This window comes from Acinetobacter sp. CAU_H_56, assembly GCF_058599425.1.
In genome coordinates this window covers 2,485,920-2,501,334 of the sequence record NZ_CM178654.1, presented here as the reverse complement: position 1 = coordinate 2,501,334, position 15,415 = coordinate 2,485,920, and the positions used below count along the sequence as shown (strand labels likewise).

10 protein-coding genes, 6 tRNA genes and 1 rRNA gene are annotated in these 15,415 nt (G+C 44.8%); 15 read left to right on the top strand and 2 right to left on the bottom strand.

Annotation, left to right across the window (positions count from 1 at the left end; translation table 11 throughout):
* The first annotated feature begins 228 nt into the window (after positions 1-228).
* The 4 genes from trpA to AC4MCC_RS11825 are packed head-to-tail and all read left to right on the top strand — an operon-like array spanning position 229 to position 4,226.
* Complete coding sequence (trpA, locus tag AC4MCC_RS11840; protein ID WP_312156835.1) at positions 229-1,029, top strand: tryptophan synthase subunit alpha; 801 nt, start codon at positions 229-231, stop codon at positions 1,027-1,029.
* 1 nt (position 1,030) lies between these two features.
* The gene (accD, locus tag AC4MCC_RS11835; protein WP_034169942.1) at positions 1,031-1,927 is read left to right on the top strand and encodes an acetyl-CoA carboxylase, carboxyltransferase subunit beta; all 897 of its coding nucleotides are present in this window, start codon (positions 1,031-1,033) and stop codon (positions 1,925-1,927) included.
* Positions 1,924-3,207 (top strand): bifunctional tetrahydrofolate synthase/dihydrofolate synthase, encoded by a 1,284-nt coding sequence (gene folC / locus AC4MCC_RS11830; protein WP_180004366.1) that lies wholly within the window; start codon positions 1,924-1,926, stop codon positions 3,205-3,207. Before accD ends, folC begins: the two co-directional genes overlap by 4 nt.
* Positions 3,198-4,226 (top strand): SPOR domain-containing protein, encoded by a 1,029-nt coding sequence (locus AC4MCC_RS11825; RefSeq protein WP_491885337.1) that lies wholly within the window; start codon positions 3,198-3,200, stop codon positions 4,224-4,226. Before folC ends, AC4MCC_RS11825 begins: the two co-directional genes overlap by 10 nt.
* Before the next feature lie 5 nt (positions 4,227-4,231).
* Here AC4MCC_RS11825 and AC4MCC_RS11820 read toward each other — a convergent pair whose 3' ends face one another.
* Together AC4MCC_RS11820 and AC4MCC_RS11815 are read right to left on the bottom strand one after the other, a co-directional pair.
* On the bottom strand, positions 4,232-4,822 hold the full coding sequence (locus tag AC4MCC_RS11820) for a dual specificity protein phosphatase family protein (protein ID WP_491885336.1): 591 nt from the start codon (positions 4,820-4,822) through the stop codon (positions 4,232-4,234).
* Between the two features lie 511 nt (positions 4,823-5,333).
* Positions 5,334-5,975: a peroxiredoxin gene (locus tag AC4MCC_RS11815; protein WP_491885335.1), complete on the bottom strand. Its 642-nt coding sequence runs from the start codon at positions 5,973-5,975 to the stop codon at positions 5,334-5,336.
* 330 nt (positions 5,976-6,305) lie between these two features.
* Between AC4MCC_RS11815 and secA the strand changes: the two genes are divergently transcribed.
* The 11 genes from secA (at position 6,306) to AC4MCC_RS11760 (ending at position 15,368) form a co-directional block, all read left to right on the top strand.
* Complete coding sequence (gene secA / locus AC4MCC_RS11810; protein ID WP_180031926.1) at positions 6,306-9,032, top strand: preprotein translocase subunit SecA; 2,727 nt, start codon at positions 6,306-6,308, stop codon at positions 9,030-9,032.
* Between the two features lie 152 nt (positions 9,033-9,184).
* A complete protein-coding gene (locus tag AC4MCC_RS11805; protein WP_180048150.1) occupies positions 9,185-9,538 on the top strand; it encodes a hypothetical protein in 354 nt (117 codons plus the stop codon).
* Between the two features lie 154 nt (positions 9,539-9,692).
* Positions 9,693-10,913 carry a bifunctional glutamate N-acetyltransferase/amino-acid acetyltransferase ArgJ gene (argJ, locus tag AC4MCC_RS11800; RefSeq protein ID WP_419374845.1) on the top strand — a complete coding sequence of 407 codons (1,221 nt, stop codon included), beginning with the start codon at positions 9,693-9,695 and terminating at the stop codon, positions 10,911-10,913.
* Positions 10,914-11,064: 151 nt separating this feature from the next.
* Complete coding sequence (nadA, locus tag AC4MCC_RS11795; RefSeq protein WP_491876157.1) at positions 11,065-12,132, top strand: quinolinate synthase NadA; 1,068 nt, start codon at positions 11,065-11,067, stop codon at positions 12,130-12,132.
* A 154-nt stretch (positions 12,133-12,286) separates the two neighbouring features.
* Positions 12,287-12,363, top strand: a tRNA-Pro gene (locus AC4MCC_RS11790).
* Between the two features lie 35 nt (positions 12,364-12,398).
* A tRNA-Arg gene (locus AC4MCC_RS11785) sits at positions 12,399-12,475 on the top strand.
* Between the two features lie 36 nt (positions 12,476-12,511).
* Positions 12,512-12,587, top strand: a tRNA-His gene (locus tag AC4MCC_RS11780).
* Positions 12,588-12,605: 18 nt separating this feature from the next.
* Positions 12,606-12,682: transfer RNA gene (locus tag AC4MCC_RS11775), tRNA-Pro, on the top strand.
* A 78-nt stretch (positions 12,683-12,760) separates the two neighbouring features.
* Positions 12,761-12,836, top strand: a tRNA-His gene (locus tag AC4MCC_RS11770).
* A gap of 19 nt (positions 12,837-12,855) precedes the next feature.
* Positions 12,856-12,932, top strand: a tRNA-Pro gene (locus AC4MCC_RS11765).
* An 898-nt stretch (positions 12,933-13,830) separates the two neighbouring features.
* A 16S ribosomal RNA gene (locus tag AC4MCC_RS11760) occupies positions 13,831-15,368 on the top strand.
* Positions 15,369-15,415: the final 47 nt, after the last annotated feature.

Genomic DNA, 15,415 nt, shown 5'->3' with positions numbered 1-15,415 from the left:
TTTTAGGGAATGCCAAAATTAGGCATCTTTGATCATTGAGAAAAAAATCAAAATAATCGTAAATAGATCCCTTCGGGTTGTTCTGAAATCCTCGCACAGGAAATGAAATGCCAGAGGTCGATGTTGCACACTGTTCAATGTACAAAAAATAGCGTTACAATGCGATGTCTTGTATTTCTACATAGTCAATGTCTCAAGTTTGAAACACCTTAAGGAAAGCTCAGCCCTATGTCACGTTTAGCCACACGATTTGGACAACTTAAATCTCAACAGCGTAAAGCTTTAGTTTCTTATGTTATGGCTGGTGACCCGCATCCAGAGGTAACCGTACCTTTGCTGCACCAGATGGTGGACGCTGGCGTCGACGTGATTGAACTGGGTCTTCCTTTCTCAGATCCAATGGCAGATGGTCCGGTGATTGCTCTGGCTGCTGAACGCGCGCTGGCCGGTGGCACTAATACCCTAGATGCACTGCACATGGTGAAAGAATTTCGCTTGAAAGACCGCGAAACACCAGTGGTACTCATGGGTTATCTCAATCCGGTTGAAGTCATTGGCTATGAAAAGTTTGTGGCTTATGCCTATGAATGCGGTGTCGACGGCGTGCTTCTGGTCGATCTTCCTCCTGAAGAAGCTCAAGATCTGGGTCAAGTGCTGGAAAAATATGAAATGGATCAGATTTTCCTGTTGGCTCCGACCTCAACTGATGAGCGTATTCAGCATGTAGTAAAACAGGCCAGTGGCTTTATTTACTATGTGTCGTTGAAAGGTGTGACGGGTGCTGCAACATTAGATGTATCTGAAGCAGCTGCACGTATTCAGAAAATTAAGGCAGAGACAGATGTTCCTGTAGGCGTTGGTTTTGGTATCAGTGATGCTGCATCTGCGAAAGCGATGGGTGTTGCTGCCGATGCAGTTATTGTGGGAAGTGCGTTTGTGAAACAGTTTGCAACCCTCGCGCCAGAACAAGCCGTTGAAGCAACGGTGAATAAAGTCAAGGAGCTTCGAGCAGCGCTCGATGAGTTATAGTATGAGTCAACAAGTGAAATCAGGCAAAATTCTGAGCCCATCGACCCCATGGACGGAGCGTATTGTTCCGGGCATTCATGTACCTGATGAGCAAACCACCCTAAAAGCGACATTCACAGAGCCAACAATTGAGTGCCCTGAATGTCATGCTTTGGTGACACGTACTGCAATGTCATTTAATGCTTATGTTTGTCCACAATGCGATGAACATCTGAAAATGAAAGCACGTGACCGTCTGAACTGGTTCTTTGATCAGGTACAGACTGAAATGGGTCAGGAATTTACTGCTAAAGATCCACTGAAATTTGTCGACAGCAAAGCTTATCCAGAGCGTATGTCGGAAGCGCAAAAGAAAACAGGTGAAACTGAAGCACTGATTGTGATGCAAGGTCTGCTGAAAGGCGTGCCAATGATTGCAACCGCATTTGAATTCGACTTCATGGGCGGCTCTATGGGTACCGTAGTGGGTGACCGTTTTGTGCAGGCAGCAGAGCGTGCGATTGAAACACATCAGCCTTTGATCTGTTTTGCAGCTTCTGGTGGCGCGCGTATGCAGGAAGGCATGCTGTCTTTGATGCAAATGGCACGTACTTCAGCAGCGATTCAGCGTTTGAAAGAAGCAGGTCTGCCTTATGTGGTGGTATTGACCCACCCAGTCTACGGCGGTGTAACTGCATCTTTAGCCATGCTGGGTGATGTGCATCTGGCTGAACCAAAAGCGATGATCGGCTTCGCGGGTAAACGTGTCATCGAACAAACTGTACGTGAAAAACTGGACGAACCGTTCCAGCGCGCTGAATATTTGCTTGATCATGGTGTAATCGATCAGATTGTTCACCGTCATGCATTACGTGATACAGTTTATCGTATTATCACGAAATTGATGAACCTGCCTTGAACACAGCACCATTAGCAACTGATTCACTTGATACATGGCTCGATTATTGGAGCCATGTTCACGTTACGGGGATTGATTTAGGTCTGGAACGTGTCATTCCTGTGGCTGAAAAGCTGGGGGTGATCAATCCGGAGGCTAAAGTCCTGACGGTTGCCGGAACCAATGGTAAAGGTTCAACGACCACGACTCTGGCTGCCATTCTTAATGCTCAGGGATTTAAAGTCGGACTGTATCAGTCTCCTCATGTATATCGCTTCAATGAACGGGTGAAATTACGCGGGGTTGAAGTCGAAGATCAGTTACTGATTGATGCGTTTGTTGAAGTCGATCGGGCACGTCGCGAATGCGATTTAAGCCTGTCATTCTTTGAAGCGACCACACTTGCTGCATTTGTGATTTTTAAACATGAACTGTGTGATGTGTGGGTGCTGGAAGTCGGATTGGGCGGTCGTCTGGATGTGGTCAACGTGGTTAATCCGGATGTTGCGGTCATCACCAATATCGGACTGGATCATACCGACTGGCTCGGTGATACCATTGAAAAAATTGCTTTTGAAAAAGCTGGTATTATCCGTCCGAATATTCCCGTGATTTTTGGCGGTCAGCAAGATATTCCGCAAGCCATTCTGGATAAAGCTGCTGAATGCAATGCGCCGTTGTATGCTATCAACCGTGATTATTTCTATGAAGCCTTTGAAGATGGCAAAACCTGGGCTTTTGCATCGTCGGGTACGACTTTAAAATTGCCGACAGGTTCACTGGCGCTGGATAATATTTCGACAGCGGTTGCAGCGATCTTGCTGAGTGGTCTGGAAGTCAACCAGACAGCGATTGCGGAAGGAGTTCAGGCAGCTAAATTGCCGGGTCGTTTTGAAGTCCGAGAAATTCAGAATAAGACCGTAATTTTTGATGCCGGACATAACCCGCATGGGGTAGAGTTCCTGTTAAAACAATTACGCAATTATTTAAATTACAACAAGAAATACAAAGAAGTCATTTGTGTATTTTCCATGCTGGCAGATAAAGATATAAATTCTGTCGTCAAGTTGTTGAAAGACACTGTTCATTTGTGGAAAATTGCACCATTATCTGTGCCACGTGCGGCAGAGGTCACACTTTTGACTGATGCATTGCAAGGTGAATTGATAGAACAATTTGACAATGTAAAATTAGCTTTTAAATCAGCGCTGGATGAAACAGAGAATAATCAGCTGATTTTGGTATGTGGATCATTTCATACCTTAGAAGCGGTATGGGAGTATTTGGAAGAATGTCAATGAATAACAAACAACGCTGGATGGGTGGCGTTGTTTTACTAGGTGGTGGTGTTTTATTGGCAGCATTACTCCTGAAAGGCCAAAATGAAATTCATCAGGATCGTCAGCAAAACCCGGCATTGGCTGCAGAAGTAGAATCAAAAGATACAGTCAATAATTCATTAGGTTCTTTAACAGTTGATGTGGAAACAGAAAAACGTCTGCTGGAACAGCAGCGTCGTGACCGCGAAAAAGCAGTGGCTGAACAGGAAGCCCGTGCAGCTGAATTTTTAGCCATGCAACAGCAGGCTGAGGCAGATGCGGCACGTCGTGCGGCTGAAGAATATGCCGCTTTGAATGCCCATCGTATGGGACAGCAAAGTTCAGACAATATTCCGCCTGAGCTGGCAGAAGATGAACAGACGAAGCAAAAACGTCTGGCTGAAGACAAGACTGCTGCACAAAAAAAGTTAGAACAGCAGAAGCTTGAGCAGCAAAAAGCCCAAACTTCAGCTGATACTGCCAAGAAACAGGCAGAGCAGAAGGCTGCAGAAGAAAAACGTAAGCTAGAAGAGAAACGTAAAGCTGAAGAAGCGCATAAGGCAGCTGAAGCAAAACGTAAGGCCGAGGAAGAGCATAAAGCGGCTGAAAAGAAAAAAGAAGCTGAGCATAAAGCTGCTGAAGAAAAACGTAAGGCAGAAGAAAAGCGCAAAGCTGAAGAGAAACATAAAGCAGAAGAGGCCAAGAAAAAGGCTGAAGCTGAAAAAGCCCGTAAACTTCTTGAAGGTGAAAGTGATAAACAGTGGATGGTGCAGGTGGCATTGGCTGCCAATGAAGCCAATGCTGATGCCATTGCGGCCAAACTGCGGGCCAAAGGCTACAAGGTCACCAAGAGCCAGACATCTAAAGGTGTGCGTATCATGGTGGGTCCATCCAAAGACCGTGAAACAGCAGATGCACTGCGTAAGAAAATCGCGTCTGATGCCAGCCTGAATATGAAATCAGCTTGGGTGAATGATTGGGTGCCGCTAGATAAGCGTTAATTTTCTTACTTAACCGAAGTTTCTGTAGATGGATTCGTGAGTTGCTCGCGAATCCATTTTACATTTTCAGGGGTAAATAATTTTTCAATATTGCGCCAAATGGAATGAAAGCCATAACCACCATGCTTCATTTCCTGTACTGCATCTTCAATGTGCCAGTTCTGAAAAATAATCCGGTACATGGCCACACTGGCACCGGTACGGTCTGAACCGTGATAACAGTGTAAAAGTATTTTTTCATTATTTTGTCGTGCCTGCTGGATTAACTGCATCACATTCAGTAAATCCTCGCGATTCATAGCCCAGGTATGAATGGGAACATGTTTAAGCTTGAGGTCTTCATTTGACAAAATATCCGTATCTTTATCGCGTGAACGCAGGTTGATCACCACATTAATGGCATATTGTTTTAATAAGGGCGTCAGTTCATCGCTTGGCTGTTCACTTCGGTAAAGTTCATTGCTAATCTGATAAAAATTATGTTCTTCATGCAGTTCCTGTCCCCAATGCATTGGGCGTTCCTGTTCAGGCAGCGCTGGAGTACAGCCAGATAAAACAAGCGTAGAAACCAGAAGAAGTACATAATTATTTTTCATTGCAACCTAACTCACCTTTTTAATCATTCTCTTCAACAGCATATCGGCTTTTTCAAAAAAAAGCCTGTCCGAAGACAGGCTTGATGGGAAAAGTTCGAAAACCCGGCTCGTCGGTGGGTATCAAACAAAACATGAAAATGAGGGTTGATGGCTATCATTTTCATGGTGGAGAGTTGATTGCAGTTTTTTAATATTCAAAAAGGATAGAACAGCAGTTAGCTTATCCTCTTGTACTCACGGCATAGCCATGGGTCTTCTTGCGGAATATATTCCTCAGGGCGGAGCAGTGTTTCGCTTATCCAATACTACGCGCTTTGTTTGTCTTGCGAAAAACTAAAGCAGCGCTTTCGGTGTTATCAGTCAAAGTATAGCTTCTCGTCTTGCGCAAGGGCAGTACTATGGAAACTGCGCGCTATGCTTGCCTTGCTCAAAATTAAAAAGGAGTCCTTTTAATTCCTTACCAGCCATAGCATAGCTATGGCTCTTGCGCTCGGGCGAAGCAGTGCTTCGCTTATCCTCGCTCAGGCTGTGGCGTAAGACGTAAATAAGGAGTTACTGCTTTATAACCTTTAGGGAAGCGTTGTTTGATTTCTTCCTCATCTTTTAATGAAGGCACAATCACTACATCATCGCCATGTTGCCAGTTAGCCGGGGTTGCGACTTTATGGTTGTCGGTTAACTGAAGAGAATCAACTACACGTAATACTTCATGGAAGTTACGCCCTGTTGATGCAGGGTAGGTAATGATCAGACGCACTTTTTTGTTTGGATCAATGATTACCAGAGAGCGTACAGTTAAAGTTTCGCTGGCATTTGGGTGAATGAAATCATACAGCGTAGAGACTTTACGATCCTGATCCGCGATGATCGGGAAGTTAACGGTGGTACCTTGAGTTTCATTAATGTCTTTGATCCAGCCATGGTGCGATTCAACATCATCAACAGAAAGCGCAATCGCTTTCACGCCACGCTTTGTAAACTCATCTTTCAGCTTTGCGGTAAAGCCCAGTTCAGTCGTGCACACGGGGGTGTAATCTGCTGGATGTGAAAATAAAATGCCCCAGCTATCACCTAGAAAGTCATAAAAGTTAATTAAGCCTTCGCTAGATTGCTGTTCAAAATTCGGTGCGGTATCGCCTAAACGTAAACTCATTTTCTTGCCTCAATTGATCTTGTAATGTGTCGATGAGAATAAATATGAACCAATTTTTTTATGATTAAAAATAGTGTTTTTAGAATTTCTTATGAATAAACCGAATAAAGAAATAGGCTGTTGATTCAGAATCAGACAAATCAGTCGTCTAATTAACTATATTGCATGGGTAAAATTTGCTACATTACTTTGCCTTAGGTCTCAGGGCTAGGACGAAGGATGAGTTTTTTCATTGGTTTTCTGGCAAAACCCTTGTAGTTCAAATTTCTAGCACCATAATAACGACTAAGAACATATTTATTTGACAAGCAAGATTTAGAGAGTCTATTCATGTTGGCAAGTCTGATCGGAGGAATCTTCGGTACCAAAAATGAGCGCGAACTCAAACGCATGCGTAAAATCGTAGACAAGATTAATGCGCTCGAGCCGACGATATCAGCCCTAAGCGATGCAGACTTATCTGCAAAAACTGAAGAATTCAAACAACGATATAATAAGGGTGAAAGCCTAGATAAGTTACTTCCTGAAGCATTCGCAGTCTGTCGTGAAGCTGCAAAACGTGTCATGGGAATGCGTCACTACGACGTACAGTTGATTGGTGGTATTACCCTGCATGAAGGCAAGATTGCCGAGATGCGTACCGGTGAAGGTAAAACCCTGATGGGGACGCTGGCCTGTTATCTCAATGCTTTGAGCGGACAGGGTGTCCATGTCATCACGGTGAATGACTATTTGGCACAACGTGATGCTGAGTTAAACCGTCCATTGTTCGAATTCTTGGGTTTAAGCATTGGGATTATCTATTCCATGCAGAATCCGATAGAAAAATCTGAAGCCTATAAAGCAGATATCACTTACGGTACCAATAACGAATTCGGTTTCGATTATCTTCGTGACAACATGGTGTTCTCGCTGGCTGAGAAAAAACAGCGTGGTCTGACCTATGCTATTATCGATGAGGTCGATTCGATCCTGATCGATGAAGCGCGTACACCACTGATTATCTCTGGTCAAAGTGAAGACTCCTCCCAGCTTTATGCAGCGATCAACAGCATTCCACCGAAGTTAAAAGCACAGAAAGAAGAAAAAGTACCGGATGGCGGTCATTTCTGGATTGATGAAAAACAGCGTTCTGTTGAAATTACTGAAACCGGTTTTGAAACCATTGAAAGTGAATTGATTGCAATGGGCTTGCTGGCTGAAGGTGAAAGCCTGTATTCAGCTTCTAATTTGAATTTGCTGCATCATGTGACTGCTGCGATTCGTGCGCACTATCTGTATCAACGTAACGTGCATTACATCATCCATGAAGGTGAAGTGATCATCGTCGATGAGAACACCGGTCGTACCATGCCAGGTCGTCGCTGGTCTGAAGGTCTGCACCAGGCAGTTGAAGCAAAAGAAGGTCTGGAAATCCAGCCGGAAAACCAGACCCTTGCAACTACTACATTCCAGAACTATTTCCGTCTGTATAAAAAATTATCCGGTATGACCGGTACTGCAGATACTGAAGCTGCGGAAATGAAAGAAATTTACGGTCTGGATGTGGTAATCATTCCAACCCACCGTCCAATGATCCGTAATGACCAGAACGATTTGATCTACCTGAATCGTGAAGGCAAATACAACGCGATTATTCAGGAAATCCAGCGTGTTCATGAAGCTGGTGTTGCGCCAATCCTAATTGGTACGGCCACTATTGAAGCGTCGGAAATTCTTTCTGACAAGCTTAAAGAAGCTGGTATTGAACATGAAGTCCTGAATGCCAAACAGCATGAGCGTGAAGCAGATATTATTGCCCAAGCAGGTGCACCGCGTGCCGTAACGATTGCGACCAACATGGCCGGTCGTGGTACCGATATTTTGCTGGGTGGTAACTGGAAAGCGCTACTGGCCAAAATTGAAAACCCAACCCCTGAAGATGAAGCACGCCTGAAAGCAGAATGGGAAGCGAATCATGAAGCAGTTCTTGCTTCTGGTGGTTTGCATATTATCGGTTCTGAGCGTCATGAATCTCGCCGTATCGATAACCAGTTGCGTGGTCGTGCGGGCCGTCAGGGTGACCCGGGTGTATCGCGTTTCTACCTGTCTCTTGAAGATGACTTGATGCGTATCTTTGCGGGTGACCGTGTGGTTGCCATGATGCGTGCAATGGGCTTAAAAGAAGATGAAGCGATTGAACACAAAATGGTGTCACGCTCAATCGAAAATGCACAACGCAAAGTAGAAGCACGTAACTTCGACATTCGTAAGAACCTGTTGAAATACGATGACGTGAATAACGAACAGCGTAAGATCATCTATAGTCAGCGTGATGAGATTCTGGCTGAAAGTTCATTGCAGGATTATATCGAAGAGATGATCCGTGAAGTGATGCAGGGTATGATCGCCAACTATATTCCGCCTGAATCAATTCATGATCAGTGGGATATTGAAGGTCTGGAACTTGCACTACGTGAAGACTTGTCGATTGATCTGCCAGTTGCACAATGGTTAGAGCAGGATCGTCGTTTAGATGAAGAAGCACTGGTTGAGCGAATTACTGAAGAAGTGGTAAATCGTTACCGTTCACGTCGTGAACAAATGGGTGCTGAATCTGCAGCATCACTTGAACGTCATTTCATGCTGAACTCTCTGGACCGTCACTGGAAAGAGCATCTGGCTGCGATGGATTACCTGCGTCAAGGGATTCATTTACGTGGTTATGCACAGAAAAATCCAGAGCAGGAATACAAAAAAGAAGCCTACAACCTGTTTGTAAACATGCTGGGCGTGATTAAGTCTGACGTCATTACTGATTTGTCACGTATCCATGTACCAACTCCTGAAGAGCTGGCTGAAATGGAAGCACAGCAGCAGGCACAGGCTGAAGCGATGCGTTTGCAGTTATCTCATCAGGAATTTGATGGCTTACTGGCTGAAGAAGATGAAATCACCACTGAACAAAATGCGCAGGCCAATCCGGTTGCACCAGTCTTTGAAGCACCGGCAAGCCGTAATGCACCTTGTCCATGTGGTTCAGGTCTGAAATACAAACAGTGTCATGGCAAGATCTAATTTCTGCTAAGTTTCTAAACTATAAAAAGATCAGGGCCAAATGGCCCTGATCTTTTATGTATATGGACTTTTCAACTGGTGAATACTGTTTGCACTGCACTGGATTAAATGGTATTTAATGGCAGATTGAACACCGCAAAGTGGAAGAAACAATGACAAAAGTATTAAAAACGATGATGGTTGCTGCTTTGGCAATCCCGGCTTTAAGTTTTGCAGAAACAGCAACAACGACACCTGCTAAAGTTCAGCAGGCCATTGGTCCAACTACGGCTCAGGTTCAGACGGGTACAGATGGTCAGGTGACCATTGCAAGTCCGCGTACCGGCATTCGCTATACCTTTAATAATTCAAACCGTCCAATCGTTTTGCAGACTGCAGCGATTGCAGCAGCTAATGCAGCCAATGCAGACCGTATTGTTGCTTCTAACCCTGCGCTTTCTGCGGCAAGTCAGCAACAGGCGAAACAGGCTTTATTGAGTGAATCAACCCAGCTGGCTAAAAACTAAGTTTGATCCAGTTTAATAAAACCAGTCACTATGACTGGTTTTTTATTGTGAAAAACCATAAGAAAAGTGAGTGTTCATCTGGCTTTGGCTCGATTTTTTAATGAAGATCAACTAAGCTGTATTTTTCTGAAACTTCAATATTGGACATTTAAAAATGGCAGTTGGTGACGTATCTATGCCACAGATGCATGTGGTAAAAGGGGTGAGAATTGGTTCGGCAGAAGCGTATGTACGCTATCAGAACCGACGTGACCTGGTGATATTTGAACTGGCTGAAGGCTCCAATGTTGCAGGTGTATTTACCCAGAATGCTTTTTGTGCTGCCCCTGTACATGTTTCTAAAGCACATCTGGCGGTAGGTAATCCACGTTATTTAGTGATTAATACCGGAAATGCCAATGCGGGTACAGGTGCTACAGGTATGGCAAATGCTGAAGCCACTTGTGCCAAACTGGCTGAACTTGCAGGCGTGAAAGCTGAAGAAGTATTGCCATTTTCAACAGGGGTGATTGGCGAACAATTACCAATGGAACGTCTTCTGAATGGTTTGCAGCCTGCATTAGAGTCATTGCGTGATGATGCCTGGATCGATGCGGCAACCGGCATCATGACCACAGACACTACACCAAAAGGTGCATCTGAACAGTTTGAGCTGGATGGTATCACCTATACCATGACCGGGATTTCCAAAGGCGCCGGCATGATTCGTCCAAATATGGCCACTATGCTGGGCTATGTGGCGACTGATGTGCCAATCAGCCGTGAACTGGTTCAACAGCTTTTATCCGAGACAGTGAATCAGTCATTCAACCGTATTACCATTGATGGGGATACCTCAACCAATGACTCTTGCATTTTTATTGCTACAGGTCAGGCCGGTGGAGCAGAAATTTCATCAGTTGAAGATCCTCGTTATGCAGCTGTGCTTGAAGTATTGATGCGTACCATGAAGCGTCTTGCACAACTTATTGTGCGTGATGGTGAAGGTGCAACTAAATTTATTACTGTGGCCGTAGAAGGCGGCGCCAATACTCAGGAATGCTGTGACGTGGCCTATAGCATTGCGCATTCTCCATTGGTGAAAACTGCGATCTTTGCTTCTGATCCAAACTGGGGGCGTATTCTGGCTGCAATCGGTTATGCAGGTGTGGCGAATTTAGACGTTGCAAAAATTCAGGTTTGGTTAGATGATGTACAAATCTGCAAGGATGGTGGTGCAGCAGCAGATTATACCGAAGAGGCAGGTGCACGTGTGATGGCACAAGCTGAAATGACGATTCGTGTTGATCTTGGACGGGGTGAAGCAAAAGATACAGTCTATACCTGTGACCTGTCCTATGATTATGTGAAGATCAATGCTGATTATCGTTCATAATTCAGATTGTTTCTTAAGCCTCCGTTGTGGGGCTTTTTTTATATCTTATGATTTTTAATGACTGGTCAAAAAGCATTTTGCTGGAGATGGCCGGGATGTAGGGTGAAAGGTTCGTTGAATAATGAGCCATGAGGGTAGAGTAAGAGTTGTTATGAATGATGCGACCAAATTAATAGCCAATGAAGCCAAATCGATTGTACAGGCGCATTTAGATCGTTTAGGAGAACCCAAAGAGCATCAGATCAGTGCACAGGCCAAACAGGAAAAATTCGCACAGATTCAAGCTGAACTGGAAAAGCAGAATGCAGTGCTAGTTGCGCATTATTATTGTGATCCTGAAGTACAAGAACTAGCGGAACTGACTGGTGGCTGTGTCTCCGATTCATTGGAAATGGCACGTTTTGGGCGTGACCATCCTGCGTCGACCTTGGTGGTGGCCGGGGTTAAGTTCATGGGTGAAACCTCAAAAATACTTTCACCAGAAAAAACCGTCCTTATGCCAACTCTTGAAGCAACCTGTTCACTGGATTTGGGCTGTCCGGTAGAGGAATTTACCAAATTCTGTGATGCGCATCCTGATCATACTGTAGTCGTTTATGCCAATACTTCGGCTGCGGTTAAAGCCCGCGCTGACTGGGTCGTGACTTCAAGTTGTGCAGTTGAGATTATTGAACACCTCGATAGTTTGGGCGAGAAAATTATCTGGGCACCGGATCAGCATCTGGGGCGTTATATTCAGAATAAAACTGGTGCTGACATGCTGCTTTGGGATGGTGCTTGTATTGTTCATGAAGAATTCCGTTCGCGCGGAATTGCCAATATGAAAGCCTTATATCCTGATGCGGCAGTGCTGGTTCATCCAGAATCACCGATGTCTGTGGTAGAAATTGCTGATGTAGTTGGAAGTACTTCTCAGTTAATCAAAGCAGCTCAAACCTTGCCACATCAGCGTTTGATCGTGGCAACGGATCGCGGTATTTTCTATAAAATGCAGCAGGCTGTACCAGATAAGATTCTGATTGAAGCTCCAACCGCTGGAGAAGGAGCAACCTGTCGTTCATGTGCACACTGTCCTTGGATGGCCATGAATGAACTTGAGGGAATTTTGCATGTTCTGCAACATCGTGATCAGGAGATTCATGTTGAGCCTGCCTTAGCTCAGCGAGCTAAATTACCTTTAGATCGTATGCTGGATTTTAGTGCTAGTTTGAAACGCTAAGATTTTGTATAAAAAATGTCTGAAATGCTTGATAAATAAACGCTTGAAGTGTTTTTTTGATTTTTTTTAAATATAGGTGTTGACGTCTTATGGCGTCACGCCTAGAATGCACACCGTACCAAGCGATAAGCTTGATACGAAAGCTGAGATGAATCGGAGCATAGCACAGCCTGGTAGTGCACCTGGTTTGGGACCAGGGGGTCGTAGGTTCGAATCCTACTGCTCCGACCAATTCTTCAAGGCGGATGGTGAAAATCATCAGTAAAGCGCTTGTAGCTCAGTTGGATAGAGCATCCGCCTTCTAAGCGGATGGTCACAGGTTCGAATCCTGTCAGGCGCGCCATTTTTGGTGGCTTGATATTTAAGAACCAAGGCAATGGTGGATGTAGCTCAGTTGGTAGAGCCCCGGATTGTGATTCCGGTTGTCGTGGGTTCGAATCCCATCATTCACCCCAACTCTTTGAGTTGAACATCGGAGCATAGCACAGCCTGGTAGTGCACCTGGTTTGGGACCAGGGGGTCGTAGGTTCGAATCCTACTGCTCCGACCATCTTCTTCATGGTGGTTAGGATTAATAATACCGCGTCAAGCGGTTTTTTTATGTCTAAATAATGAAGACACCGTGATGGTGGATGTAGCTCAGTTGGTAGAGCCCCGGATTGTGATTCCGGTTGTCGTGGGTTCGAATCCCATCATTCACCCCAACTTTTTTGAGTTGAACATCGGAGCATAGCACAGCCTGGTAGTGCACCTGGTTTGGGACCAGGGGGTCGTAGGTTCGAATCCTACTGCTCCGACCATCTATAAAAATGATTAATTATATGGATACCGCATTAGGCGGTTTTTTTATGTCTAAAATTTAAGTACGAACTAAATTTATCAATCAAAATAAAAAATAGATTAGAAACTGGTTATTGGTTAAGTTCATTCTTCATTCTTCATTCTTCATTCTTCATTCTTCATTCTTCATTCTTCATTCTTCATTCTTCATTCCAGAATTATGTTTTTAATAAGTCGAGCTAAATGTACCTAGATCTTTTTATGGGTGAGTCGCATTTATTGGGGGGTCCATAGGGATTGTGAAAATAAGAAAAATATTTATTCGAGTGAGTTGGAAGAATATTTTAAGCAAGAGTAGTTATAGGAATAAAAAACTAAATTGCACTTTATTAAGCTGAAACGAAATAGCCCCTGTTTTTTAAATTAAAAAATGGAAATAGTAAAAAGATATCTAAAAATAGGGTTTTTAGATTAAAGAATATGCATATGGGGCCATTTTGTAGAAATAATAATCAACTGAAGTATTTTCTTAAAAATAGGGGTTGCGCTTGCTTGGGATTGGTCTATAATGCACATCCATCGGCGGTGATGAAGATTAAAACTTCTGATAAAACAGTAACTTAGCATAAAATGGTTGAGTTAGGTTTTAGAAAGGAAGTTTAAAAATAATTTTCATTACTGGTTGACTTTCTAGAGATAGAGAGTAATATAGCCGACCTAGCTTGCTACTGACGAAGTAGTGAGAAGATCATTAAGAGATTATGAAGAACAACTTGTGTGGATTTTTACTGGTTGATCGATCGAAATTATTTTCATTGATTGAATGGTAGAAATTACTCGAAGTTTATTTGAGAAATATTTGTCAGAAAATTGATGAGCCAAGTTTAAGAGTTTTACTTATAAAACTCGAAATGATTTTAACTGAAGAGTTTGATCATGGCTCAGATTGAACGCTGGCGGCAGGCTTAACACATGCAAGTCGAGCGGGGATAGGGTGCTTGCACCTGATTCCTAGCGGCGGACGGGTGAGTAATGCTTAGGAATCTGCCTATTAGTGGGGGACAACGTTCCGAAAGGGACGCTAATACCGCATACGTCCTACGGGAGAAAGCAGGGGATCTTCGGACCTTGCGCTAATAGATGAGCCTAAGTCGGATTAGCTAGTTGGTGGGGTAAAGGCCTACCAAGGCGACGATCTGTAGCGGGTCTGAGAGGATGATCCGCCACACTGGGACTGAGACACGGCCCAGACTCCTACGGGAGGCAGCAGTGGGGAATATTGGACAATGGGGGCAACCCTGATCCAGCCATGCCGCGTGTGTGAAGAAGGCCTTTTGGTTGTAAAGCACTTTAAGCGAGGAGGAGGCTTACCTGGTTAATACCTGGGATAAGTGGACGTTACTCGCAGAATAAGCACCGGCTAACTCTGTGCCAGCAGCCGCGGTAATACAGAGGGTGCAAGCGTTAATCGGATTTACTGGGCGTAAAGCGCGCGTAGGTGGCTAATTAAGTCAAATGTGAAATCCCCGAGCTTAACTTGGGAATTGCATTCGATACTGGTTAGCTAGAGTATGGGAGAGGATGGTAGAATTCCAGGTGTAGCGGTGAAATGCGTAGAGATCTGGAGGAATACCGATGGCGAAGGCAGCCATCTGGCCTAATACTGACACTGAGGTGCGAAAGCATGGGGAGCAAACAGGATTAGATACCCTGGTAGTCCATGCCGTAAACGATGTCTACTAGCCGTTGGGGCCCTTGAGGCTTTAGTGGCGCAGCTAACGCGATAAGTAGACCGCCTGGGGAGTACGGTCGCAAGACTAAAACTCAAATGAATTGACGGGGGCCCGCACAAGCGGTGGAGCATGTGGTTTAATTCGATGCAACGCGAAGAACCTTACCTGGCCTTGACATACAGAGAACTTTCCAGAGATGGATTGGTGCCTTCGGGAACTCTGATACAGGTGCTGCATGGCTGTCGTCAGCTCGTGTCGTGAGATGTTGGGTTAAGTCCCGCAACGAGCGCAACCCTTTTCCTTATTTGCCAGCACTTCGGGTGGGAACTTTAAGGATACTGCCAGTGACAAACTGGAGGAAGGCGGGGACGACGTCAAGTCATCATGGCCCTTACGGCCAGGGCTACACACGTGCTACAATGGTCGGTACAAAGGGTTGCTACTGCGCGAGCAGATGCTAATCTCAAAAAGCCGATCGTAGTCCGGATCGCAGTCTGCAACTCGACTGCGTGAAGTCGGAATCGCTAGTAATCGCGGATCAGAATGCCGCGGTGAATACGTTCCCGGGCCTTGTACACACCGCCCGTCACACCATGGGAGTTTGTTGCACCAGAAGTAGGTAGTCTAACCTTAGGGAGGACGCTTACCACGGTGTGGCCGATGACTGGGGTGAAGTCGTAACAAGGTAGCCGTAGGGGAACCTGCGGCTGGATCACCTCCTTAACGAAAGATTGACGATTGGTAAGAATCCACAACAAGTTGTTCTTCAT

Excerpts from the sequence above, each read along its gene's own strand:
- trpA (WP_312156835.1), top strand. The coding sequence starts at position 229 with ATGTCACGTTTAGCCACACGATTTGGACAACTTAAATCTCAACAGCGT.
- accD (WP_034169942.1), top strand. The coding sequence starts at position 1,031 with ATGAGTCAACAAGTGAAATCAGGCAAAATTCTGAGCCCATCGACCCCA.
- AC4MCC_RS11825 (WP_491885337.1), top strand. The coding sequence starts at position 3,198 with ATGTCAATGAATAACAAACAACGCTGGATGGGTGGCGTTGTTTTACTA.
- AC4MCC_RS11820 (WP_491885336.1), bottom strand. The coding sequence starts at position 4,822 with ATGAAAAATAATTATGTACTTCTTCTGGTTTCTACGCTTGTTTTATCT.
- AC4MCC_RS11815 (WP_491885335.1), bottom strand. The coding sequence starts at position 5,975 with ATGAGTTTACGTTTAGGCGATACCGCACCGAATTTTGAACAGCAATCT.
- secA (WP_180031926.1), top strand. The coding sequence starts at position 6,306 with ATGTTGGCAAGTCTGATCGGAGGAATCTTCGGTACCAAAAATGAGCGC.
- AC4MCC_RS11805 (WP_180048150.1), top strand. The coding sequence starts at position 9,185 with ATGACAAAAGTATTAAAAACGATGATGGTTGCTGCTTTGGCAATCCCG.
- argJ (WP_419374845.1), top strand. The coding sequence starts at position 9,693 with ATGGCAGTTGGTGACGTATCTATGCCACAGATGCATGTGGTAAAAGGG.
- nadA (WP_491876157.1), top strand. The coding sequence starts at position 11,065 with ATGAATGATGCGACCAAATTAATAGCCAATGAAGCCAAATCGATTGTA.